The sequence below is a fragment of the Kribbella speibonae genome (genome assembly GCF_004331375.1).
Classification (GTDB): domain Bacteria; phylum Actinomycetota; class Actinomycetes; order Propionibacteriales; family Kribbellaceae; genus Kribbella; species Kribbella sindirgiensis.
Window position 1 is genome coordinate 64220 of sequence record NZ_SJKC01000005.1, and the last position, 21446, is coordinate 85665.

Genomic DNA, 21446 nt, shown 5'->3' on the forward strand with positions numbered 1-21446 from the left:
GACAGCCCTCCCCGAACTGCTAGCCGACGGTCACGGTGTAGTGCGCGCCGTCGTCGGTGAACTCGTACGTGCCGGGGCCGGTGATCGCCTTCTGGCCGAGGTTGTCGTCCTCGTCCGGGAAGTCGCCTTCACGCATGACGAGCACCTTGCCTTGCTCGATGCCGACGCCCGAGATGTCCTTGCTGTCCCCCTTGACGAACTGGATCGACTCCATGACGGTGCCGCCGTCGACCGTCAGGTAGATGTCGTCGGCGCCGGTGTTGTCCTCCTGCTCGTGGCAGGTGATGTGGGTGACGTGCAGCGTCTGCGCGTTCGCGGTGAGCGGCGCGACCGCCAGCGCCGACACCCCAAGAGCTACCGCGGCGAGAACCTTGCGAGCTGAAGACATGAAACTTTCTCCTCCCGAGTCGATCGTGCTTGTGACGTCAGGACGCTAAGCAGGCGATGTATCAAGCGTTTGACAGGCACATCACGACTGCCGCTCTTCGCCCCTGCCCGAAAGGGTTGCTACAGCTCTTGATCCTCGGGACGGATCCAGTTGAAGGTGCGCTGGACGGCGGCTTGCCAGTTCGCGTACTCGGTGGCGCGGCGGGCCGGGTCCATGTGTGGCATCCACTGGCCGGCGCGGTGCCAGTTGCTGCGCAGGCCTTCCAGGTCCGGCCAGTACCCGACCGCCAGCCCGGCGGCGTACGCCGCTCCGAGCGAGACTGTCTCCGTCACCATCGGCCGGACCACGCGGACGTCCAGCAGGTCGGCGAGGAACTGCATCAGCAGGTTGTTGGCCGTCATCCCGCCGTCCACCTTCAACGCGGTCAGCGCGATCCCGGAGTCGGCGTTCATCGCGTCGACCACCTCGAGCGTCTGGAATCCGGTGGCCTCGAGGACGGCGCGAGCCAGATGTCCCTTGGTGATGTAGCCGGTCAGCCCCGCGATCACGCCGCGCGCCTCGCTGCGCCAGTGCGGCGCGAACAGCCCGGAGAACGCGGGCACGATGTACGCGCCGCCGTTGTCCTCGACCGTCCGTGCCAGGGTCTCGATCTCGGCCGCGGTGTGGATCATCCCGAGCCCGTCGCGGAACCACTGCACGAGCGACCCGGTGACCGCCATCGAGCCCTCGAGCGCGTACGACGCCGGCTGGTCGCCGATCTGGTACGCGACGGTCGTGAGCATCCCGTGCTTTGACCGGACGATCTCCTGCCCGGTGTGCAGCAGCAGGAACGAACCCGTGCCGTACGTGCACTTCGCCTCGCCCGCGCTGAAGCACGTCTGCCCGAACAGCGCCGCCTGCTGGTCGCCGAGCGCCGCGCCGATCCGGACTCCCGGAAGTACTTCGGTCGCGGTCGCGAACACCCCGGACGACGGGCGGATCTCGGGCAGGATCGCCCGCGGTACGTCGAACGCCTCGAGCAGCTCGTCGTCCCAGTCCAGCGTCTCGATGTTCATCAGCATCGTCCGGCTGGCGTTGGTGACGTCGGTGACGTGCCGCGCCTGACCGTTCGGGCCGCCGGTGAAGTTCCAGATCAGCCAGGTCTCCATCGTCCCGAACAGGATCTCGCCGCGCTCGGCGCGCTGCCGCAGGCCGGGCGTGTGGTCGAGCATCCACTTGATCCGCGGCGCCGAGAAGTACGTCGTCAGCGGCAGACCGCAGAGGTCCGCGAACCGGTCCGCACCTTCGTCTCCGGCCAGCTCCGTGACGAGCCGGTCGGTCCGGGTGTCCTGCCAGACCACCGCGTGCCCGATCGGGCGTCCGGTCCGCCGGTCCCACAGCAGGCTCGTCTCGCGCTGATTGGTGATGCCGATGGCAACGACCTGCGACGGCGCGGCGCCGATCTGCCGGATCGCGGCCGGCACCACCCGGGCCACGTTCCGCCAGATCTCCTCGGCGTCGTGCTCGACCCAGCCCGGCCGCGGGAACAGCTGCCGGTGCTCGCGCTGCGCCACCGACACCAGCCGCCCGCGCCGATCGAACAGAATGCACCGGCTCGAGTTCGTCCCCTGATCCACCGCGGCCACATACTGCTCAGCCATCCCCCCACCCCCTGATCAGCGTCACGTGTCGTCCCGGAGGTCGCGGGCGATGGCGTCGGCGGTGGCGCGGACCATGGTGACCAGGTCGGCGCGATGCCGCAGGCGGCTGTCGCAGATGCGCTCGATCCGGCCGGCCAGTCCGACCGCGCCGACGACCAGCCCGCCGAGTCCCCGGATCGGCGCCGCGATACTCCCGAGCTCGACCGTGTGCTCCTCGAACTCGGTCGCCCACCCGCGGGATCGCACCGTCGCGAGCTCCTCGCCCAGCTTCACCGGGTCGATGATCGTCCGGGTCGTGTACGCCTCCAGGTTCCGCGGCCGGGCGCTGGTGTCGTAGGCCAGGACGGCCTTGCCGAGGGCGGTCGCGTGCGGCGGCAGCGTCGTACCGACGTCGAGGTCCTGGTCGCTGTCGTCGGGCCGGAACACGTGGTGCACAACCTCCACCTTGCCCTCGACGAGCCGGCCGACGCGGACCACCTCGCCGCTGCGGGAGGCGAGCGAGTCGGCCCAGTTGATCGCGCGGCTGCGCAGTTCGTTCGGGTCGAGATAGCTCTCGCCGAGCCGCCCGAACGCGTCGCTCAGGTGGTAGTGCGCACCGCTGCGGTCCTGTTCGACGAAGCCGACCTGGTGCAGCGTCCGGAGGATCCCGTGCACGGTCGTCTTCGCCAGGCCGAGCGCGTTGCCGAGGTCGGCGACCCCCAGCCCGTCAGGCGCGGCGGCGAGCAGTCGCAGCACCGCCGCGGCCCGTTCGATCGACTGCACGGTCCCCGGCACACCGGCAGGCTACCTGTGAATCACTGGTCTGGCTCCACCTCACGCGTCACGCCGAACGATCACTCTGACGCGATGGCCTGCAGTACGTCGAGTCGCGCTGCGCGACGTGACGGCCAGACCGCGGCCAGTACGCCGAACACGATCGCGAGCACGACCGCGATCACCAGCTGCAGCACCGGGATGTCGCGGACCGCGAGCCCGTCGTCCACCATCGCCGACTGCACCGCGGCGGCGAAGGTGACGCCGATCGCCAGGCCGAGGAACGCGCCGAGCAGGGTGATCGCGATCGACTCGACCCGGAGCATCCGGCTGAGCTGCGGCCGGTCCATCCCGATCGCGCGCAGCAGCCCGATCTCCCGGGTCCGCTCGACCACGCCGAGCGCGAGTGTGTTCACGATGCCGAGCAGCGCGATCAGGATCGCCATCGCGAGCAGGAACCCGACCGCGATCAGGACGCCGTTCACCGGCTCCCGCGCGACCGCGGCGTACGCCTCCTGGTCGCGGACCTCGATCGTGGGGTAGTCCTTGCGCAGCTGGTCCAGGATCGCGGTCCGGACCTGGGCCACCTGGTTGCCCTCGGCAACTTCGACGTACAGCAGGTTGTCGCTCGGCGACCCGCCGAGGGTCCCGTACGTCGGGAGTGACACGACGATCGCGTTCAGTTGCCGGTTCGGGGCGAGGATCGCGCCGACGGTCAGGCGGTGGGTGCCGTTCGTGGTCTTCAGGTCGAACGGCTTGCCGACGGTGAGCTTCAGGGTCTTGGCGAGGTTGCGGGGGAGGATCGCCTGGCCGGCGTCCAGCGCCGCGGCGGAGCCCGCGTCGAAGGTAGTCGTCACAGGCCCGGCCAGCGTGCCGTCGCTGACGCCGGTGACCTGGACGTTCGTCCGGCCGACCTCACCGGACTGCTGCCGGACCCGCTGCACGGCCTGGACGCCCGGGACCTTCGCGGTCCGGTCGCCGACCTCGGCGCCGAAGCCGGGCGTGCCGTCGTTCGTGACGAGGATCTCGGCCGTGCCCAGCGCGTCGACGAGGCTCTTGTCGATCGACGCCTTCACCGAGGCGCCGATCACCAGCAGGCCGCTGATCAGCCCGACGGAGATCATCAGCGCGGACGCGGTCGCCGACGTACGGCGTGGGTTCCGCTCGGCGTTGCGGCGGCCGAGGGTGACCGGCGCCTTGCGGCCGAACGGGTACATCAGCGCGCGGACGACGTACCGGCTGATGATCGGGTTGAGCATCACGATCGCGAGCACGGCGGTGCCGGTGCCGAGCGTGATCAAGACGGTGCCGGGGAGTCCGCCGGCTCCCACGCCGATGCCGAAGAAGAGGACGGCCATCAGCAGCATGAAGGCGCCGATCAGCACCCGGACGAGCAGTGAGCGTTCCGGGACGTGGACGTCGTCGCGCATCGCCGCGACCGGTGGGAGCTTCCCGGCCCGGCGGGCGGCGGGGGCCGCGGCGGCGACCGTCACGCCGATACCGATCACGTAGCACGCGATGATCGTGGTCGGTGTGACCTGCAGTGACGCGGTCGGGATCCGCAGGTCGAGCAGCTCGTAGCCGAACCGGATCGCGGAGGCCACGGCGATCCCGACCAGCAGTCCGAGCGTCGCTCCGACGAAGCCGATGACGACGCTCTCGGCGAGCACCGTGCGGGTGATCTGGCCGCGGGACGCGCCGATCGCGCGGAGCATCGCGAGCTCCCGGGACCGTTGCGCGACGACCATCGCGAACGTGTTGACGATCAGGAACCCGCCGACGAATAGCGCGAGCCCGGCGAACAGCAGCAGCACGGTGCCGAATCCGCCGAAGGTGTTGTCGAGGTCGTGTTCGCCGTCGGTGGTGACCTGCTGCGCGGTGCGGACCTTGACCGAGTCGCCGATGGTGTCCGCGATCGCCTTGCTGACCACGTTCGGGTCGGAGTCCGGCTTGAGCGCGACGGTGATCGAGGTCCAGCCGGGCTTGCCGAGCAGCAGGAGCTGTGCGGTCGCCCCGTCGAAGCTGACCAGCGGTGCGCCGGCCGCGGCGCCGGCCTGTGCGGGGGTCGTGGTCGCGGTGAGCGTCGCGGTGACGGCTCGGGTCGGCGTGACGATCCGAACCTGGTCGCCGACGTGGTACCCGGCGCGGCTCGCGGTCGACTCGTCGAGGGCGAGCTGGCCGCCGCCCCAGGGCGCCGTACCGTCGACGAGCTTGAACGGCGCCGCCCCGGGGTCCCGCGGCCAGGCGGCGCCGAAGGACGTCAGACCGTAGTTCTCCAGCGGCTTGCCGTCCGGACCGAGGATCTGCACGTTGCCGACCATGAGCTGCGGGACGGCGGCAGCGACTCCGGGTACGGCGGCGATGCGGTCGACGAGATCGATCTGGAACGTCGCGGGACGGTCCGTGCCGGTCTCGATCGGGGACGCCGGCGTGACCGTGACATCCGCCGTACTGACCGCGAAGTTCTTCTTCAGCGCCGAGGACAAGCTGTCGGTGAAGACCATCGCGCCGCCGGCGAACGCGACGCCGAGAGTGACGGCGAGCGTGCACAGCACGAAGCGGAGCCGGTGCGCGAGCACCGAACGGAGGCCGAGCTTGAACATCAGCCGGCCAGCTCGTCCGCGGTGTCGTGCCGGCTCTCCAGCTGCTTCATGGCGTCGAGGACGGACTCCGCGGTCGGGTCGACCAGCTCGGACCGCAGCTGCCCGTCGGCCAGGAACAGGACGCGATCGGCGTACGACGCGGCCGTCGGGTCGTGGGTGACCATCACCACGGTCTGGTTGAACTCCCGGACCGAGCGATGCAGGAACTCGAGGACGTCACCCGAGGATCGCGAGTCGAGGTTGCCGGTCGGCTCGTCGGCGAACACCACGTCCGGGCGGGAGACCAGCGCGCGGGCGCAGGCGACCCGCTGCTGCTGGCCGCCGGACAGCTCGGACGGCTTGTGGCGGAGGCGGTCCATCAGGCCGATCGTGTCGACGACCGTGGTCAGCCAGTCCTGGTCGGGTTTGCGGCCGGCCAGGTCGAGGGGGAGCGTGATGTTCTCCAGCGCGGACAGCGTCGGGACCAGGTTGAACGCCTGGAACACGAAGCCGATCCGGTCGCGGCGCAGGTGCGTGAGCTGCTTCTCCGGCAGCGTGGTCAGGTCGACGTCACCGAGGAACACCTTGCCCTCGGATGGCTTGTCCAGCCCCGCGAGACAGTGCAGCAGCGTCGACTTGCCGGAGCCCGAGGGGCCCATGATCGCGGTGAACCGGCCTTTTCCGAAGTCCGCGCTCACCCCGGCCAGCGCGTCCACCTGCGTGAGACCACCGCCGTACCGCTTCCAGACGCCGGTCGCTCGCACCGCCACATCGCCCACACTCATGCGACGAACCGTATCCACCCAGGGTTCCTCCGCCGGGGCGAGGGCGGGACTAACCGTCGACTGTGATCAGGTCTATGCCTGCCGACTCGGCGGCGACCTCCTCCACCGAGCGGGTGGGGAGCGGCGGGGGTGTGCCGCCCCAGGCCGGGCAGATGGCCTTGTGGTCGCACCATTCGCAGAGCGGGCCCTTGCTGGGGCGCCAGTCGCCGGAGTCGAGGGCTCGGGTGATCGCGACCCACAGCGCGGAGACCTTGCGTTCGCAGGCGCGCAGGTCGGCCTCGTCGGGGACGTAGCGGACGATCTCGCCGTTGCCGAGGTAGACCAGTTGCAGCATCGCCGGCACCACGCCGCGCAGCTTCCACAGCACCAGCGCGTAGAACTTCATCTGGAACAGCGCCTTGGCCTCGAAGAACTCCGAAGGCGAGCGACCGGTCTTGTAGTCGACCACCCGGATCTCCCCGGTCGGCGCCACGTCGAGACGGTCGACGTACCCCCGCAGCACCAGACCGGATTCCAGCGCGGTCTCGACGTACAGCTCCCGCTCGGCGGGCTCCAATGCGTTCGGGTCTTCGAGCGCGAAGTACTTGCCGAGCAGCTGGTGCGCCTCGGCCAGCCACTTCGCCAGCTCCTCGCCGTCCGCGTCCTCCGCGAACAGCTCCGCGACCTCCGGCTCCTCCTCCAGCAGTCGCTGCCACTGCGGCTCGAGCATCTGCGCCGCCTGCTCCAGCGTCCGCTCGCCGCGCGGCAGGTCGAACAGCCGCTCCAGCACCGCGTGCACGACGGTCCCGCGCACCGCGGCCGCCGACGGCTTCTCCGGCAGCCGGTCGACGACCCGGAACCGGTACTTCAGCGGGCAGCTCATGAAATCCGCGGCCCGGGACGGCGACAACGCCCCGCGCGGATGCACGTGCGGATCGGCAGCAGCTGCAACGCTCATGCCCAGACCCTAGGCACAACCACCGACAGTTCGCCCGCACCCCACCCCGAGCCTGTGGAAAACCGCTTCACAGCAAACTCCCAGCAGACTCACGGCAGGCAGTCGGGACGCGTTGTCATGCTCGTTCCATGACGCCACCGACACAGCCTCCGCCGAACCATGACCGTGGTCTCGAGTACGACCTCGCGACCCTGCACCGCCGCCGCTTCCTCGGCCTGTTCACGGCCGCCGGCCTGGCCGCCGTCGCCGGCTGCTCGGCGGACGACAGCACGACGACGAGCACCCCCAGCACCACCGCGACAAGTGCGACGCCGTCAACCAGTACGAGTACGTCGACCGCGACGACCGACGCGTCCCTGGACGTGGACGAGATCCCGCAGGAGACCGGCGGACCGTACCCGGGCGACGGCTCGAACGGGCCCAACGTCCTGACCCAGTCCGGCATCGTCCGCAGCGACATCACCAAGTCGTTCGGCTCCGCGTCCGGCGTCGCCGCCGGCGTACCACTGACCGTCGAGCTGACCGTCGTCGACGCCGACCAGGACAAGGCCCTCGAAGGCGCCGCCGTTTACCTCTGGCACTGCGACGCCCAGGGCCGGTACTCGCTGTACTCCGACGGTGTGACGAACGAGAACTACCTGCGCGGCGTCCAGGCCGCAGACGGCTCCGGTAAGGTCACCTTCACCACGATCTTCCCGGCCGCGTACATGGGCCGCTGGCCGCACATCCACTTCGAGGTCTACGCCAGCACCGCCGAGGCCACCAATGCCGGTCAGATCACCCGTACGTCGCAGCTCGCGCTCCCGAAGGACGTCTGCAGCACGGTCTACGCCACCGACGGGTACGACGGCAGTGCGCAGAACCTCAGCCAGACGTCGCTGGAGAACGACAACGTGTTCGGCGACGACGACGGCGTACACCAGCTCGCGACCGTCACCGGGGACGTCTCCGGCGGGTACGTCGCCACGCTGACGGTGGGTGTGTAGCAGCGAGTTAACACCGGCCAGATAGCGTTGGTGTGATGCCAGACTCGCGTGACCCTCAGAACCCCGCCCAGCCGGCCGGTCCACCACCGCCCGGAACGTGGGTGCTGGGGCGTGTCCGCGGCATCCGGCTGACCATGCGGTTCACCTGGCTGCCGGTGGCGATGCTGCTCGCGATCGGCTTCGCGGCCATCATCGGGCAGCAGTTCCCCGAGCTCGGCGGCTGGCGGTACGTCGCCGCGTTCGCGTTCGTGGTCGCGTTCACGGTGTCGATCCTGATCCACGAGCTGGCGCACGCGCTGATGGCGATGCGGTTCGGCATCGGGGTCTCGGAGATCAACCTCGGGTTCTTCGCGGCCGGCACGCACATCGAGGGGGAGCGGAAGTCGCCGCTCGAGGAGTTCGCGGTCTCGGTCGTCGGCCCGATCGCGTCCCTGATCGTCGGCGGCCTCGCGTACCTCGGGTCCCGCGCCTTCGACGAGGGCGTCGGGTACGTCGCTCTCTGGGAACTCGGCGTGGCGAACCTGATCGTCGGCGTCACGAACCTGCTGCCCGGCCTGCCGCTGGACGGCGGCTGGGTGCTCCGGGCGATCGTCTGGAAACTCACCGGCAACATGCACACCGGCACGATCGCGGCCGCGTGGGCCGGACGGATCCTCGCGATGGCGGTGCTGGCGCTCCCGGTGCTGCTCGAGGAGATCTGGGGCCGGCAGCCGTCGATGGTCGACTTCCTGATCGCGCTGCTCGTCGGCTTCTTCCTCTGGTCCGGCTCGACCGCGTCCCTGATGCAGGCCCGGCTGCGGCGCAAGCTGCCCGCCCTCCAGGTCCGCACGATGGCCCGCCGAGCCATCGCCGTACATTCCGGCACGCCGCTCGCGGAGGCCGTCCGGCTCGCGGGGGAGGCCCACGCCGGGGCGGTCGTGGTGATCGACGGCGACGGCAAGGCGCACGCGCTGGTGTCCGAGACCGCGGTCGCCGCCGTCGCCCCGAACCAGCGCCCGTGGACCACGGTCAGCGAGGTCTCCACCCGGATCGGCGCGGGCCACATCATCGGCGTCAACGACACCGGCGAGGAGATCCTCGCCACACTCCGCGAGCACCCCGCCTCGGAGTACCTGGTCCTCGACGCCGACGGCGGCGTGTACGGCGTGCTCGCGACCTCCGACGTAGAACGCGCTTTCCGCGGCCGCTGACCAGTCGCTGATGCCGTCCTGATTACAGGCTCGCGGTGACCGAAAGTTAAGGTGAGCGCCTTATGGCTGACTTGCGCGACTTTCCCGACCAGGCGTTCTCCGGCGTCCATCACGGACCGCTGCAGGAGGGCGAGTGGATCACCCTGCAGGACTCCAAGGGCCGCCGGCACTCGGTCAAGCTGGAGCGTGGGAAGACCTTCCACACGACCAAGGGCGGGATCGAGCACGACGACCTGATCGACGGCCCGGACGCGGTCACGATCCGGTCCAAGGGCAACGTCGAGTACCTCGCGCTGCGGCCGCTGATGGCCGACTACTCGGTCTCGATGCCGCGCGGCGCCGCGGTGATCTACCCGAAGGACACCGCGCAGATCGTCACGATGGCCGACATCTTCCCGGGCGCGAAAGTGGTCGAGGCCGGCGCCGGTTCCGGTGCGCTGACCACCGCGCTGCTGCGGGCGGTCGGGATCCACGGCCAGGTGATCTCGTTCGAGCGCCGCGAGGACTTCGCCGAGGTCGCCCGCAAGAACGTGACCGGTTTCTTCGGCGCCGAGCACCCGGCCTGGCGGCTCGAGGTCGGTGACCTGGTCGAGAAGCTGAACGAGCAGGACGTCGACCGTGTGATCCTCGACATGCTCGCGCCCTGGGAATGCGTTGACGTGGTCGCTGAGGCACTTTCACCCGGCGGGGTGTTCTGTGCCTATGTGGCCACCACGACGCAGCTGAGCCGCGTTGTGGAGACGCTGAGGGCACACGGCGAGTTCACCGAGCCGCGCGCGTGGGAGTCTCTCGTGCGAGACTGGCATGTAGAGGGTCTCGCCGTCCGTCCGGGCCACCGGATGCAAGGACACACGGCCTTCCTGGTCACCGCCCGGAGGATGGCGCACGGGGTGCAGGCACCCCGCAAGAAGCGCCGTCCGGCACCGGGCGCGTACGGCGACGACTACGCCGGTCCGCGCCGCCCTGAGGCAGCCGGTGTGCCGTCGTCCGAAGTATCCGTGGAAACTTCCGGCGACATGCCGTAGGCAACGGACTCCATCCGCAACCGACACGTGATGGGATTCAGCTTGCCCGGCGAGGTTTTCTGGGTAAGGTCCATAGGGTCGAGCCCCACATGGTGAGGTGATGATCGTGGCTGGAGACGAGAGTCCTACCGCGGCAGAACTGCGTAACCAGGTCCGGTACCTGGAAGCCGAAGTCGCGGCGTTGCGACGTCGGCTGCTCGAGCACCCGGCGGACAGCCGGTCGCTCGAGAGCAGACTGTCCGAAACCCAGGCCTCCTTGGCGAGTGTCACCGCTCAGAACGAGCGGCTGGCGGACACGCTGCGGGAGGCGCGAGAGAAGATCATCGCCCTGAAGGAGGAAGTCGACCGGTTGGCGCAACCGCCGTCCGGATTCGGCACCTTCCTCGGACGGAACGAAGACGACACGCTCGACGTGTTCACCGGCGGCCGGAAACTCCGGGTCGCGGCGAGCCCGTCGGTGGATCTGGACGCGCTCAAGCTCGGCCAGGAACTGATGCTGAACGAAGCACTCAACGTGGTCGAGGCCTGTGACTTCGAGGTCGTCGGCGACGTGGTGATGCTGAAGGAGCTGCTCGCCGACGGCGAGCGGGCGCTGGTGATCGCGCAGGCCGACGAGGAACGCGTGGTGCGACTCGCCTCGCCGCTGCTCGACGTACCCCTGCGGGCCGGTGACTCGCTGTTGCTCGAGGCCCGCTCCGGCTACGTCTACGAGAAGATCCCGAAGTCCGAGGTCGAGGAGCTGATCCTCGAAGAGGTCCCGGACATCGACTACACCCAGATCGGTGGCCTGTCCGGCCAGATCGAGCAGATCCGGGACGCGGTCGAGCTGCCGTACCTGCACAAGGACCTGTTCCTCGAGCACGAGCTGAAGCCGCCGAAGGGCGTGCTGCTCTACGGCCCGCCGGGCTGCGGCAAGACGCTGATCGCGAAGGCGGTGGCGAACTCGCTGGCCAAGAAGGTCGCCGAGCGCACCGGGACCGAGGGCCAGAAGTCGTTCTTCCTGAACATCAAGGGCCCCGAGCTGCTGAACAAGTACGTCGGTGAGACCGAGCGGCACATCCGCCTGGTCTTCCAGCGGGCCCGGGAGAAGGCGTCCGAGGGCATGCCGGTGATCGTGTTCTTCGACGAGATGGACTCGCTGTTCCGTACCCGCGGATCCGGTGTGTCGTCGGACGTGGAGAACACCATCGTTCCGCAGCTGCTGAGCGAGATCGACGGTGTGGAAGGGCTGGAGAACGTCCTGGTCATCGGCGCCTCGAACCGCGAGGACATGATCGACCCGGCGATCCTGCGGCCCGGCCGGCTGGACGTGAAGATCAAGATCGAGCGCCCCGACGCCGAGGCGGCCCGGGACATCTTCTCGAAGTACCTGACCGCCAACCTGCCGCTGCACGTCGACGACCTGGGCGAGTTCGGCGGCGACCGGCAGGGCTGCGTGGACGGGATGATCCAGCGCACGGTCGAGCGGATGTACACCGAGGCCGACGAGAACCGCTTCCTGGAGGTCACCTACGCCAACGGTGACAAGGAGGTCCTGTACTTCAAGGACTTCAACTCGGGCGCGATGATCCAGAACATCGTCGACCGGGCGAAGAAGATGGCGATCAAGGCGTTCCTGGACGAGAACCAGAAGGGCCTGCGGGTGCAGCACCTGCTCCAGGCCTGCGTGGACGAGTTCAAGGAGAACGAGGACCTGCCGAACACCACCAACCCGGACGACTGGGCCCGGATCTCCGGCAAGAAGGGCGAGCGGATCGTCTACATCCGGACACTCATCTCCGGCAAACAGGGCACCGAACCAGGCCGCTCCATCGACACGGCCACGAACACCGGCCAGTACCTGTAACAGACGCCGTACGACGAACCGCCCCTGGACTCACTGTCCGGGGGCGGTTCGTCGTGTTGGGGGGTAGGTGTAACACCCGGTGCGATCGGGGGGTTTCCCCGATTGGTACGGCGGTTTCGCGGGCCTACCGTGCTGGTATGGCGACGGACGAGGTGCGGAAGGACCTGCGGGCTGCGGTGGCGGCGCGGCAGGAGCTGGGACCGGAGTACGAGGCTGAGATCATCGACAGCTTCCTGGAGAAGCTCGACGCGCGGGACCGGCACCGCAGCGCCGGGCTGCTGCCCGAGCCTGCCCCGCGGCCGCGGCACCCGAGCCGGGAGACCGACCCGGGTGGGCTGGCGCTGGCGATCGTGTCGATCGTCGCGGCGATCCCGATCACCGCGATCGCGGCCGGCATGATCGGCCCCTTCGGCGTGGTGATCTGCTGGGCCGGTCTGGTCGCGATCAACTTCGCCCGCACCATCGCGCGCCGCCGCTAGCTGTACAGCTAGCCGAGCTGCACCTGCCGGCCCTGTGCGTCGAACGCGCGGACCTCGGTCGGCAGGCGCTGACCGACCTTGAACTTCCCGTTCGCCTGGACCTCGATGTAGGCGAAGCCGCCGTCGACCACACCGCTGGTCCACGGTCCGGGCCTGCCGTTCAGGACGTACCGCGCCTCGATCTTCGCGACGTCCGGATGAGCCCGGTAGATCCGCCACGCCTGCAGCGTGGTCAGGTTGTTCGTGAAGTCTCCGTCCGAGGTGCCAAGCGTCACCAGAGCGTGCTCTGCGGTGGGCTGGGTCTGCCAGGCCCGGTCCTCGAGCCGTGCGACCGCTCCGACGGCGCCGAGCTTGCCGCTCGGTGGTGTGCGTGCCATGCAGGTCCGGTACCCGAGCTTGGCGGTGGAGGGTGCTCCTCCCTTCCCGGGCTTGCGACCACTGGGTTTCCCGCTCGGCTGAGCGGTGGCCATCTTGGTGTTCCGCGCCACTGCCACCAGCGTTGTGCTGTCCTTCGTGATTCCTCGGACGTGGCGGCTCCAGAGGAGTTCAGCAGGACCCCCCTCGCCCGGGAATTGGCATTCGGCGATGATCTTGGCCAGGTCGCTCTGCGGCACCGCACCGAGGTCGACGCCGACCTTGGCCTCGGGTGCGACCGACGTACCGGCCGCTCCGACGTCACTGGGTGACTGGTGGGTCACGACGAGCGTGCCGGCGACCACGGCCGCGACCGCTGCCACGCCGACCACCGGGGCGATCCGGTGCCGTGCCGGGCGCTGCGGAGCGGGTCGCGTCTTGTCCATCAGCTGGTTGCGGATCCGGGAGCGCTCGGCAGCGCTCATCGGCGGAACGCGCGGCGGCTCGAGCTGGGTGTTCATGAGAGCTCCTCGTTGAGGGCGACCCGGGTCAGCAGGTCGGGGAAACGGCGACGGGTGCGGTGCAGGCGGGCCTTGACGGTCCCGACCGGTACGCCGAGGGCCTCGGCCGCTTCGGCTGTGGTGAGTCCAGACCAGACGACGAGCTCGAGCGTCTCGCGTTCGTGCCGGGGCAGTTTGGCGACGGCCCGGCGGATCGCGGACATCCGGCGCTCGTCGTCCAGGCGGCGGGCGACGTCGGGGGCATGGTCGTCGTCGGGCGCCGGGTCCGGCAGCCGATCGACGAGCCCGCGCAAGCGGCTGGCCGCCCGGGCCAGCGTCCGGCACTCGTTGCCGGCCACGATCAGCAGCCAGCCGCGCGCGCTGGCACCGGTCAGCGGACCCGGCGGGTTGCGCTGGAAGCGCCGCCAGGTGCTCAGGAAGGTCGCCTGGACCACGTCGTCGGCGGTGCTCCAGGACGCGGTACGCCGGAACGCGAACGCCCGTACGTCGTCCGCGTACCGGTCGAAGAGCTCGCCGAGCGCGAAGTGGTCCCCAACGCGCAACCGATCCCAGAGTTCCCGGTCGATCGCCGAAGCGTCGCCTGTGGATGCGGTGGCCATCGACGGCTCCGTATCTTCACTCAGGATGATGTTCACACCAGGAAGTGACCGGCCGGGGGCCGGGTGGTTGCATCACAGTGCGGCGACGATCTCCGGAACGCCGTTCGCGACGTCCTCGGGCAGGTCGAGCAGCAGGCCGCGGTGGACGCCGTACCAGGGGGAGAGACGCGCCCAGTCCCTGGAGCGTTCGACCAGGTCAGGGGCGGGTTGGTAGACCTCGAGCAGCCCTTCCGCGACGGCCTCCGGTGCGCCGTTGAGGGGCCAGCAGAGGTCGAGCGCGGGGTCGCCGATCAGGGCGTCGGTCCAGTCGATGATTCCGGTGATCTGTCCGTCGGTCATCAGGATGTGGTCCGGACCGAGGTCGCAGTGCACCAGGGCGGTCCGAACGTTCGCGACGCGGTCCAGCAGTTCGGTCGCTGCGGTCCGGACCTCTGCCGGCAGCAACGGCACGATCTGGTCGCGGCACTCGTCCAGAAAGGCGGTCTTCTCGGCTGTAGCGGTCTCTGCGTCCAAAGCGCCGCACGCCACGGCTTCCGCGGTGTCGACCGCGTGCAAAGCGCTCAGAAAGGCACCCAGCGCTCGGCCCGTTTCTGTGTCGCCCTCGGTGAACGGCTCGCCGGGGAGCAGGAGGTGTCGTACGCCGTCCGTTGTCAGCTCAGGGACCGGGACAGGCAGCGGGAGCTGGGGCGCGAGCCAGGGGAGGAGCGTGGCCTCGGCCAGCAGCCGCGGGCGAACGGCGGGGCGGCGCGGTGCCCGGTGGATCCACGGCCCGTCGATCCAGGCGTGGCTGTCCCACCCCTCGAGGATCGTCATACCAAGCTCCGGACGTACGGTCCCAGCACCGCCAGCGTGTCCGGCATGAACGACCATTCGTCGAACTTGGCCACGAGCTCGGCCGGCGACATCCACGCGCCCCACGCGACCTCTTCCGGCTGGTGCCGCACCGGACCGTCCCAGACACACGTGTACAGGTAGGCGTGGTACCGCGTGTTCTCGTCGGCGTAGTCGTCCTCGGGCAACCGCGTCAGCTCGACACCGGCGATCCCGAGCTCCTCCTCCAGTTCCCGTACGACGGCATGGAACGGGTCCTCACCGGCCGCGACGACCCCACCGGCGGCGAAGTCGTACCGGCTCGGGTAGACGTCCTTGGTCGGCGTCCGCCGATGCACGTAGATCTGCCCGGCCGAGTTCAGCACGACGACACCGGTCGCGGAGTGCCGCAGGTTGTCGCGTCGCATCACCGACCGTGGCGCCGCACCGGTGACTTCGTTGTCCTCGTCCAGAATCGCCACCATCTCGTCCACTCGCGCAGTCTCACAGATAACCCTGTGGACACAGCAACCCCTTTAGTCGCCGGCACCGCGTAGGCTCGGCTGCATGAGTGTTCGGCGGATCATGGGTACCGAGACCGAGTTCGGGATCTCGGTGCCGGGCCAGCCCGGGGCGAACCCGATGCTGACCTCGAGCCAGGTGGTGAACGGCTACGCGCAGACGCAGCCGCTCGCGCGCAAGACCCGGTGGGACTTCGACGAGGAGCACCCGCTGCGGGACGCGCGAGGATTCGACCTCAGCCGGGAGGTGGCGGACTCCAGCCAGCTCACCGACGAGGAGACCGGCCTGGCGAACGTGATCCTCACCAACGGCGCCCGGCTGTACGTCGACCACGCCCACCCCGAGTACTCCGCGCCCGAGACCACGAACCCGCGGGACGCGGTGGTGTGGGACAAGGCCGGTGAGCTGGTGATCATGGAGGGCGCGCGGCAGGCCCGCCTGATCCCCGGTGCGCCGCAGCTGAACCTCTACAAGAACAACACCGACAACAAGGGCGCGTCGTACGGTTCGCACGAGAACTACCTGATGCGCCGGTCGACACCGTTCGCGTCGATCGTGCGGCACCTGACCCCGTTCTTCGTGAGCCGTCAGGTGGTCACCGGCGCGGGCCGGGTCGGGATCGGCCAGGACGGCGCGGCACACGGTTTCCAGATCAGCCAGCGGGCCGACTACTTCGAGGTCGAGGTCGGCCTGGAGACGACGCTGAAGCGGCCGATCATCAACACCCGCGACGAGCCGCACGCGAATCCGGACCGGTACCGCCGGCTGCACGTCATCATCGGCGACGCCAACCTGTCCGAGATCTCGACGTACCTCAAGGTCGGCACGACGTCGCTGGTGCTCGCGATGATCGAGGACGGCTGGCTGACCGACGACCTCGGCGTCGACCGGCCGGTGACCGCGCTGCACGAGGTCAGCCACGACCCGTCCTGCACGCACCTGCTGACGATGAAGGACGGTCGCAAGCTCACCGCCGTCCAGCTGCAGACGGAGTACCTGGAGCAGGCCCGCAAGTACGTCGAGGACAAGTACGGCGACGACGCGGACCGGCAGACCAAGGACGTGCTGCACCGCTGGGAGCAGGTGCTCGACCAGCTCGCCATCGATCCGATGAAGCTGTCCGACCAGCTCGACTGGGTCGCGAAGTACAAACTGCTCCAGTCGTACCGCGACCGCGACGGCCTGGAATGGGACGACTCGAAGCTGCACCTGGTCGACCTGCAGTACGCCGACCTGCGTCCGGACAAGGGCCTGTATTACAAGTTGGTGAAATCCGGCCGGATGCAGCGGATCGTCACCGACGAGGAGATCCGGATGGCCGTCGCGCACCCGCCGACCGACACCCGGGCGTACTTCCGCGGCCGCTGCATGCAGCAGTACGCGCCGCAGGTCGCGGCCGCCTCCTGGGACTCGGTGATCTTCGACCTGCCCGGTAAGGAGTCACTGCAACGAATCCCGACGCTGGACCCGTTGCGGGGCACGAAAGCGCATGTCGGGGCACTTCTTGACCAATGCGACACCGCAAGTGACCTGGTTCGCACCATTACTGGGGGTGCCGCCGGGTAGGGTCGCTAGTGAGGGTCGGTTGGGCGGCCCTCCCAGCGGTTCTAGGAGGTGTGCCATGGCGAAGGACGGCGGTCAGCAGCACAAGCAGCCGAAGCGTTCGTCGACCGAGGAAGAGGTCGAGCAGGTCGAGGCGTCGGAGGACGTCCAGGAGCGGAAAGAGCGGCTCGACGAGGACGTCGACTCGATCCTGGACGAGATCGACGAGGTCCTCGAGGAGAACGCCGAGGAGTTCGTCCGCGGATTCGTGCAAAAGGGTGGGGAGTGAACCGCTCGATGACATCTGATGCCTCCGGCCGGCTGCCGGAAGCCTTCCTGACCCCAGGCGGCTCGTCGTTCATGGACTTCCTGGCCGGGCACGCGCCCGACCTGTTGCCCGGACGACGGTCCCTGGGGCAGGGTGACCTGTCCAGCGAAGTCCCGCACGGTACGACGATCGTCGCGGCCACCTTCCCCGGTGGCGTGATCATGGCCGGCGACCGGCGGGCCACGATGGGCAACATCATCGCCCAGCGTGACATCGAGAAGGTGTTCCCCGCCGACGAGTACTCGGCGGTCGCGTTCGCCGGCTCGGCCGGCTTCGGGATCGAGATGGTCCGGTTGTTCCAGGTCGAGCTGGAGCACTACGAGAAGCTCGAGGGCGCCACCCTCAGCCTCGACGGCAAGGCCAACCGGCTGAGCGCGCTGATCCGGGGCAACCTGCCGATGGCGATGCAGGGCCTCACCGTGGTGCCGCTGTTCGCGGGCTACGACCCGGACATCAAGGGCGGCCGGATCTTCTCCTACGACCCGACCGGCGGTCGGTACGAGGAGACGCACTTCTACAGCGTCGGTTCGGGCTCGCTGTTCGCCCGCGGCGCACTGAAGAAGCTGTACCGCGAGGACCTGTCCGAGACCGACTGCGCGACGGTGGCGATCCAGTCGCTGATCGACGCGGCCGACGACGACTCGGCGACCGGCGGCCCGGACATGCTGCGCCGGATCTTCCCGGTGATCGGCGTGGTCACCGCGGACGGTTACCGGCGGCTGCCGGAGGACGAGGTGGCGGCGCTCGTCGACGCGGCCTGGGCCCAGCGGCACGAGCGTCCCGACGGCCCGTCCGCGGCGTCCCTCATCTGACCATTCCGACGATCCTGCCGATCGACTGATTAGAGGACGACACCTTCGATGAGCGTTCCGTTCTACGTCTCGCCCGAGCAGCTGATGCGGGACCGGGCCGACTTCGCCCGGAAGGGCATCGCCAAGGGCCGCAGCGCGATCGCGCTGCAGTACGCCGACGGCATCCTGTTCGTGGCGGAGAACCGCTCGCCCGCCCTGCACAAGGTGGCCGAGATCTACGACCGGATGGCGTTCGCCGCCGTCGGCCGGTACAACGAGTTCGAGAACCTGCGGATCGCCGGCGTCCGGCTCGCCGACATGCGCGGGTACTCCTACGACCGGCGTGACGTCACCGGCCGGGCCCTGGCCAACGCGTATGCGCAGACGCTCGGCGCGATCTTCTCCTCCGGCGGCGAGAAGCCCCTCGAGGTGGAGATCCTGGTCGCCGAGATCGGCGCCGGCGCGGCCGACGACCAGATCTACCGGCTCACCTACGACGGCTCGATCGCGGACGTCCGCGGGTACGCCGTGATGGGCGGCGCCGCCGACACGGTCGCGGAGTACATCGGCGAGCACTACACCGAGGGCATCTCGCTGGCCGGCGCGCTCCGGCTCGCGGTGGACGCGCTCGGTCACGACGGCACCGAGGTCCGGGAGCTGACCCCGGATCAGCTCGAGGTCGCCGTCCTGGACCGGACCCGGACCCAGGTGCGCAAGTTCAAGCGGATCTCCGAGGAGTCGCTGGCCGGCATCCTCAGCGAGTCCCGCCCGGCCGCCTCCGAGAAGGCGGACACGGACTCGACGTCGGAATCGGACGGCGGCTCCGACGAGGGCACGGGGTCTGACTCCGCTTCGGATGCGGGCGGCTCCGGTGAGTCGGCGGCGGGTGACACTCCGGTCGCTCCGCCGGCCGACGACGCACCGGTGGCCCCGCCGGAGGATCCCGACGACGACCGTCCGCTGTGACGGACCAGCTCAAGAACTCAGCCGCCACCGACGAGGTGGCGGCTGAGTCCTCTCGGCCCGCTGACCCGGCCCCGTGGGAACTGCTGGGGGAGGAGCCGGGTTTCAACCGGTTCCTGAGCGTCAGCTTGCGGCGGTACCGCCTGCCGGACGGCCGTGAGGTCGACTGGGACGTGATGGGCCCGAAGTCGTCGGATGGGATCACCGCCGGCGTGACCGTGCTGCCGTTGACCCCGGACGGCCGGATCGTCACGATCCGGATGTTCCGTGCCGGCCCTGACACTGTCGTCACGAACCTGCCCGGCGGTCTGGTCGAGCCCGGCGAGGATGTCGGGCTGGCGGGTGCACGGGAGCTCGAGGAGGAGACCGGCTACACCTGCGAGACGCTCGATGTGGTCGGCTGGCAGTGGTCGGGCGCCTCCTCGACGTACCGCAAGTACGTCGCGATCGCGCGTGGGTGCCGTCCCGACGGCAAGCAGCAACTGGACGAGACCGAGGACTGTGTGCCGGTCGAGCTGACCGTGGACGCCTTCCGCGCCGAGTTGCGCACTCCCGGCGCGATGACCGGAATCGACGCGGCGTACCTCGCCCTCGACCACGCCGGCCTCCTCTGATCCATGCCCAAGGCGAACCAGTCGACCAACGTCCGGACCTGGTCCAAGACGGTCCCGTCGTACGGCCTGCGGCTGAGCGACCTCGACCTGTACGTCCTGAAGAACCACGACGATCTCCTTCGCGTCCTCGGGTACGAGCGCGTCGAGGGCCCGTCGCCCCGGGCGCTCGTTGGCTGGGCTGTCCACATGGTGTTCCTGTTCGCGCTCGTCGGCGGGGTGAGCACCCTCGGCGGAGACATGTTCAGCACGTACGGCGGCCGGACCGTGCGCACAGGTACGGCGGATCCGCTCGACAACGACATCGGCGTACCGCTCACGTCGTGGTGTTTCGCCGTGGTGCTGATCGGCGTACTGCTGGTGGCTCTCCGGTGGTTCCGGTCGGACCGGCACCGGGACGGCCTGGAGATCGGCTATCTGGTGGCCACCGTCGCCTGCGGTGCGCTCGCGCTCGGGCAGCTCGTGAGTGACCGTGGTGTCGACGCCTTCGCCGCGCCGTCGCTCCCGGTCTGGGCAGCCGCCGTGTGCGCCGCCCTTCTGCTTGCTGCGGTGCTGCTCTTCTCCCGCGGTCGCCGGGTCCCGGTCCCGAACACTTTCCGCCAGATCGACACGCCGGACCCGCAGCAGGCGATCGCACTGGTCGAAGCACTCGAACCCAAGGAACGGGACAAGCTGCTCGGTGAGCGTCGACGGGCGATCGGACGCCTGCGGGAGCGCGGCCTGATCGATGCTGCTGAGGCGGCGCACGTCGAGTCGCTGCCGCTGGGAGCGTCGACGACCATCGCCCCTGCCCGCGAGTCCCACGGGCCGCGGTCGGTATCCTGACGGTGGACCGCGACTGGCGCTGAGGTGGACGACCACCGGGGAACGGTCTGCCATCCGGCTTCGCCGCGCGCCTGGGCACCTGGCTGACGCCCAGAGGAGTGCGCAGATGAGTGCAGAGTTGATGATCGGGACCGACCTCGCCGCCGAGATGGTCGCCAAGGCGGCGGAACGGGCGCGGGTCCTGCAGGAGCAGTACGGCGTCCAGCCGTGCCTGGCGACCGTGCTGGTCGGAGACGACCCGGCGTCCGCGACGTACGTGCGGATGAAGCAGAACCGCTCGAAGAAGGCCGGGATCGCGTCCCGCAGCGTCGTACTGCCGGCGTCGACGACGACGGACGAACTGGTCGCCGAGATCACGAAGCTGTCCGACGACCCGGACGTGCACGGGATCCTGCTGCAGCACCCGGTGCCGCCGCAGATCGACGAGCGGGCCGCGTTCGAGGCGATCGACCCGGGCAAGGACGTCGACGGCGTGACGATGCGCTCGTTCGCCGCGATGGCGTTCGGGGATCCGGGATTCCGGTCCGCGACGCCCGGCGGGATCATGCGGTTGCTGGCGGCGTACGACGTACCGCTCGAAGGGGCGCACGCGGTGGTGATCGGCCGCAGCCCGATCCTCGGCAAGCCGGCCGGCATGTTGCTGCTGGCATCGAACGCCACCGTCACGTACGCGCACTCCCGGACCCGGGACCTGCCCGAGCTGGTCCGTACCGCGGACGTGGTGATCGCCGCGGTCGGCAAGGCGAACTTCGTCCGCGGCGACTGGCTGAAGCCGGGCGCGGTCGTGGTCGACGCCGGCTACAACGAGGGCAATGTCGGTGATGTGCACTTCGCGGAGGCGGCCGAGGTCGCGCGCCTGATCACGCCGGTGCCGGGCGGTGTCGGGCCGATGACGATCGCGCTGCTGCTGGAGCAGACGGTCGACGCCGCTGAGACGGCTGTCCAGTCCTTGACTACTCTGGCCTAGGG

22 protein-coding genes and 1 riboswitch are annotated in these 21446 nt (G+C 69.4%); of the genes, 12 read left to right on the plus strand and 10 right to left on the minus strand.

Annotated features, from left to right (window positions below; all coding sequences use genetic code 11):
• Nucleotides 1-19: 19 nt before the first annotated feature.
• From E0H92_RS31530 to E0H92_RS31555, 6 genes are all read right to left on the minus strand, one after another.
• Nucleotides 20-388: a hypothetical protein gene (locus E0H92_RS31530; protein ID WP_131461381.1), complete on the minus strand. Its 369-nt coding sequence runs from the start codon at nucleotides 386-388 to the stop codon at nucleotides 20-22.
• A 119-nt stretch (nucleotides 389-507) separates the two neighbouring features.
• Nucleotides 508-2028 (minus strand): glycerol kinase GlpK, encoded by a 1521-nt coding sequence (gene glpK / locus E0H92_RS31535; RefSeq protein ID WP_131461382.1) that lies wholly within the window; start codon nucleotides 2026-2028, stop codon nucleotides 508-510.
• A 21-nt stretch (nucleotides 2029-2049) separates the two neighbouring features.
• A complete protein-coding gene (locus E0H92_RS31540; RefSeq protein ID WP_131461383.1) occupies nucleotides 2050-2802 on the minus strand; it encodes an IclR family transcriptional regulator in 753 nt (250 codons plus the stop codon).
• 59 nt (nucleotides 2803-2861) lie between these two features.
• Nucleotides 2862-5384, minus strand: a complete 2523-nt coding sequence (locus E0H92_RS31545) for an ABC transporter permease (RefSeq protein ID WP_131498821.1) — start codon at nucleotides 5382-5384, stop codon at nucleotides 2862-2864.
• A complete protein-coding gene (locus E0H92_RS31550; protein ID WP_131461385.1) occupies nucleotides 5384-6148 on the minus strand; it encodes an ABC transporter ATP-binding protein in 765 nt (254 codons plus the stop codon). Before E0H92_RS31550 ends, E0H92_RS31545 begins: the two co-directional genes overlap by 1 nt.
• Before the next feature lie 49 nt (nucleotides 6149-6197).
• Nucleotides 6198-7085: a RecB family exonuclease gene (locus E0H92_RS31555; protein WP_131461386.1), complete on the minus strand. Its 888-nt coding sequence runs from the start codon at nucleotides 7083-7085 to the stop codon at nucleotides 6198-6200.
• A gap of 128 nt (nucleotides 7086-7213) precedes the next feature.
• On the opposite strand from E0H92_RS31555, the gene E0H92_RS31560 reads away from it, so the two are divergent.
• The 5 genes from E0H92_RS31560 to E0H92_RS31580 all read left to right on the plus strand — a co-directional run bounded on the left by E0H92_RS31560 (nucleotide 7214) and on the right by E0H92_RS31580 (nucleotide 12611).
• The gene (locus E0H92_RS31560) at nucleotides 7214-8071 is read left to right on the plus strand and encodes an intradiol ring-cleavage dioxygenase (protein ID WP_131498822.1); all 858 of its coding nucleotides are present in this window, start codon (nucleotides 7214-7216) and stop codon (nucleotides 8069-8071) included.
• 35 nt (nucleotides 8072-8106) lie between these two features.
• Nucleotides 8107-9261: a M50 family metallopeptidase gene (locus E0H92_RS31565; protein WP_238152623.1), complete on the plus strand. Its 1155-nt coding sequence runs from the start codon at nucleotides 8107-8109 to the stop codon at nucleotides 9259-9261.
• Nucleotides 9262-9323: 62 nt separating this feature from the next.
• A complete protein-coding gene (locus E0H92_RS31570; RefSeq protein WP_131461388.1) occupies nucleotides 9324-10286 on the plus strand; it encodes a tRNA (adenine-N1)-methyltransferase in 963 nt (320 codons plus the stop codon).
• A 100-nt stretch (nucleotides 10287-10386) separates the two neighbouring features.
• A complete protein-coding gene (gene arc, locus E0H92_RS31575) occupies nucleotides 10387-12132 on the plus strand; it encodes a proteasome ATPase (RefSeq protein WP_131296988.1) in 1746 nt (581 codons plus the stop codon).
• A 137-nt stretch (nucleotides 12133-12269) separates the two neighbouring features.
• Nucleotides 12270-12611: a hypothetical protein gene (locus E0H92_RS31580; RefSeq protein WP_131461389.1), complete on the plus strand. Its 342-nt coding sequence runs from the start codon at nucleotides 12270-12272 to the stop codon at nucleotides 12609-12611.
• A gap of 8 nt (nucleotides 12612-12619) precedes the next feature.
• On the opposite strand, the gene E0H92_RS31585 is transcribed toward E0H92_RS31580, so the two are convergent.
• From E0H92_RS31585 to E0H92_RS31600, 4 genes are all read right to left on the minus strand, one after another.
• On the minus strand, nucleotides 12620-13486 hold the full coding sequence (locus E0H92_RS31585; RefSeq protein WP_131498823.1) for a hypothetical protein: 867 nt from the start codon (nucleotides 13484-13486) through the stop codon (nucleotides 12620-12622).
• A complete protein-coding gene (locus tag E0H92_RS31590) occupies nucleotides 13483-14085 on the minus strand; it encodes an RNA polymerase sigma factor (protein WP_238152624.1) in 603 nt (200 codons plus the stop codon). Before E0H92_RS31590 ends, E0H92_RS31585 begins: the two co-directional genes overlap by 4 nt.
• A 72-nt stretch (nucleotides 14086-14157) precedes the next feature.
• Complete coding sequence (locus E0H92_RS31595; RefSeq protein ID WP_165550123.1) at nucleotides 14158-14898, minus strand: phosphotransferase; 741 nt, start codon at nucleotides 14896-14898, stop codon at nucleotides 14158-14160.
• The gene (locus E0H92_RS31600; protein WP_238152710.1) at nucleotides 14895-15380 is read right to left on the minus strand and encodes an NUDIX hydrolase; all 486 of its coding nucleotides are present in this window, start codon (nucleotides 15378-15380) and stop codon (nucleotides 14895-14897) included. The genes E0H92_RS31595 and E0H92_RS31600 overlap by 4 nt, the downstream gene beginning before the upstream one ends.
• 82 nt (nucleotides 15381-15462) lie before the next feature.
• Here E0H92_RS31600 and dop point away from each other — a divergent pair, with 82 nt between their 5' ends.
• From dop to E0H92_RS31635, 7 genes are all read left to right on the plus strand, one after another.
• Entirely contained in the window at nucleotides 15463-16983 is a 1521-nt protein-coding gene (gene dop / locus E0H92_RS31605; RefSeq protein WP_131461394.1) for a depupylase/deamidase Dop, read from the plus strand.
• A 55-nt stretch (nucleotides 16984-17038) separates the two neighbouring features.
• Nucleotides 17039-17248 carry a ubiquitin-like protein Pup gene (locus E0H92_RS31610; RefSeq protein WP_130448384.1) on the plus strand — a complete coding sequence of 70 codons (210 nt, stop codon included), beginning with the start codon at nucleotides 17039-17041 and terminating at the stop codon, nucleotides 17246-17248.
• A gap of 8 nt (nucleotides 17249-17256) precedes the next feature.
• Complete coding sequence (gene prcB, locus E0H92_RS31615; protein WP_131498824.1) at nucleotides 17257-18099, plus strand: proteasome subunit beta; 843 nt, start codon at nucleotides 17257-17259, stop codon at nucleotides 18097-18099.
• 48 nt (nucleotides 18100-18147) lie between these two features.
• Nucleotides 18148-19044 carry a proteasome subunit alpha gene (gene prcA, locus E0H92_RS31620; protein WP_131498825.1) on the plus strand — a complete coding sequence of 299 codons (897 nt, stop codon included), beginning with the start codon at nucleotides 18148-18150 and terminating at the stop codon, nucleotides 19042-19044.
• Complete coding sequence (locus tag E0H92_RS31625; RefSeq protein WP_131498826.1) at nucleotides 19041-19655, plus strand: NUDIX hydrolase; 615 nt, start codon at nucleotides 19041-19043, stop codon at nucleotides 19653-19655. The genes prcA and E0H92_RS31625 overlap by 4 nt, the downstream gene beginning before the upstream one ends.
• Before the next feature lie 3 nt (nucleotides 19656-19658).
• A complete protein-coding gene (locus E0H92_RS31630) occupies nucleotides 19659-20477 on the plus strand; it encodes a hypothetical protein (protein ID WP_131498827.1) in 819 nt (272 codons plus the stop codon).
• Nucleotides 20477-20561: riboswitch (ZMP/ZTP riboswitch) on the plus strand. It overlaps the preceding gene by 1 nt.
• 22 nt (nucleotides 20562-20583) lie before the next feature.
• The gene (locus E0H92_RS31635; RefSeq protein ID WP_131498828.1) at nucleotides 20584-21444 is read left to right on the plus strand and encodes a bifunctional 5,10-methylenetetrahydrofolate dehydrogenase/5,10-methenyltetrahydrofolate cyclohydrolase; all 861 of its coding nucleotides are present in this window, start codon (nucleotides 20584-20586) and stop codon (nucleotides 21442-21444) included.
• The last annotated feature ends 2 nt before the right edge of the window (nucleotides 21445-21446 follow it).

Bases quoted from the DNA above. Each gene is read 5' to 3' on its own strand.
- E0H92_RS31635 (WP_131498828.1), top strand. From the start codon at position 20,584: ATGAGTGCAGAGTTGATGATCGGGACCGACCTCGCCGCCGAGATGGTC.
- E0H92_RS31565 (WP_238152623.1), top strand. From the start codon at position 8,107: ATGCCAGACTCGCGTGACCCTCAGAACCCCGCCCAGCCGGCCGGTCCA.
- prcA (WP_131498825.1), top strand. From the start codon at position 18,148: ATGAGCGTTCCGTTCTACGTCTCGCCCGAGCAGCTGATGCGGGACCGG.
- E0H92_RS31560 (WP_131498822.1), top strand. From the start codon at position 7,214: ATGACGCCACCGACACAGCCTCCGCCGAACCATGACCGTGGTCTCGAG.
- dop (WP_131461394.1), top strand. From the start codon at position 15,463: ATGAGTGTTCGGCGGATCATGGGTACCGAGACCGAGTTCGGGATCTCG.
- glpK (WP_131461382.1), bottom strand. From the start codon at position 2,028: ATGGCTGAGCAGTATGTGGCCGCGGTGGATCAGGGGACGAACTCGAGC.
- E0H92_RS31580 (WP_131461389.1), top strand. From the start codon at position 12,270: ATGGCGACGGACGAGGTGCGGAAGGACCTGCGGGCTGCGGTGGCGGCG.
- E0H92_RS31595 (WP_165550123.1), bottom strand. From the start codon at position 14,898: ATGACGATCCTCGAGGGGTGGGACAGCCACGCCTGGATCGACGGGCCG.
- E0H92_RS31570 (WP_131461388.1), top strand. From the start codon at position 9,324: ATGGCTGACTTGCGCGACTTTCCCGACCAGGCGTTCTCCGGCGTCCAT.
- E0H92_RS31610 (WP_130448384.1), top strand. From the start codon at position 17,039: ATGGCGAAGGACGGCGGTCAGCAGCACAAGCAGCCGAAGCGTTCGTCG.
- E0H92_RS31550 (WP_131461385.1), bottom strand. From the start codon at position 6,148: ATGAGTGTGGGCGATGTGGCGGTGCGAGCGACCGGCGTCTGGAAGCGG.
- E0H92_RS31585 (WP_131498823.1), bottom strand. From the start codon at position 13,486: ATGAACACCCAGCTCGAGCCGCCGCGCGTTCCGCCGATGAGCGCTGCC.
- E0H92_RS31555 (WP_131461386.1), bottom strand. From the start codon at position 7,085: ATGAGCGTTGCAGCTGCTGCCGATCCGCACGTGCATCCGCGCGGGGCG.
- arc (WP_131296988.1), top strand. From the start codon at position 10,387: ATGATCGTGGCTGGAGACGAGAGTCCTACCGCGGCAGAACTGCGTAAC.
- E0H92_RS31530 (WP_131461381.1), bottom strand. From the start codon at position 388: ATGTCTTCAGCTCGCAAGGTTCTCGCCGCGGTAGCTCTTGGGGTGTCG.
- E0H92_RS31600 (WP_238152710.1), bottom strand. From the start codon at position 15,380: ATGGTGGCGATTCTGGACGAGGACAACGAAGTCACCGGTGCGGCGCCA.
- E0H92_RS31545 (WP_131498821.1), bottom strand. From the start codon at position 5,384: ATGTTCAAGCTCGGCCTCCGTTCGGTGCTCGCGCACCGGCTCCGCTTC.
- E0H92_RS31630 (WP_131498827.1), top strand. From the start codon at position 19,659: ATGCCCAAGGCGAACCAGTCGACCAACGTCCGGACCTGGTCCAAGACG.
- prcB (WP_131498824.1), top strand. From the start codon at position 17,257: ATGACATCTGATGCCTCCGGCCGGCTGCCGGAAGCCTTCCTGACCCCA.
- E0H92_RS31590 (WP_238152624.1), bottom strand. From the start codon at position 14,085: ATGGCCACCGCATCCACAGGCGACGCTTCGGCGATCGACCGGGAACTC.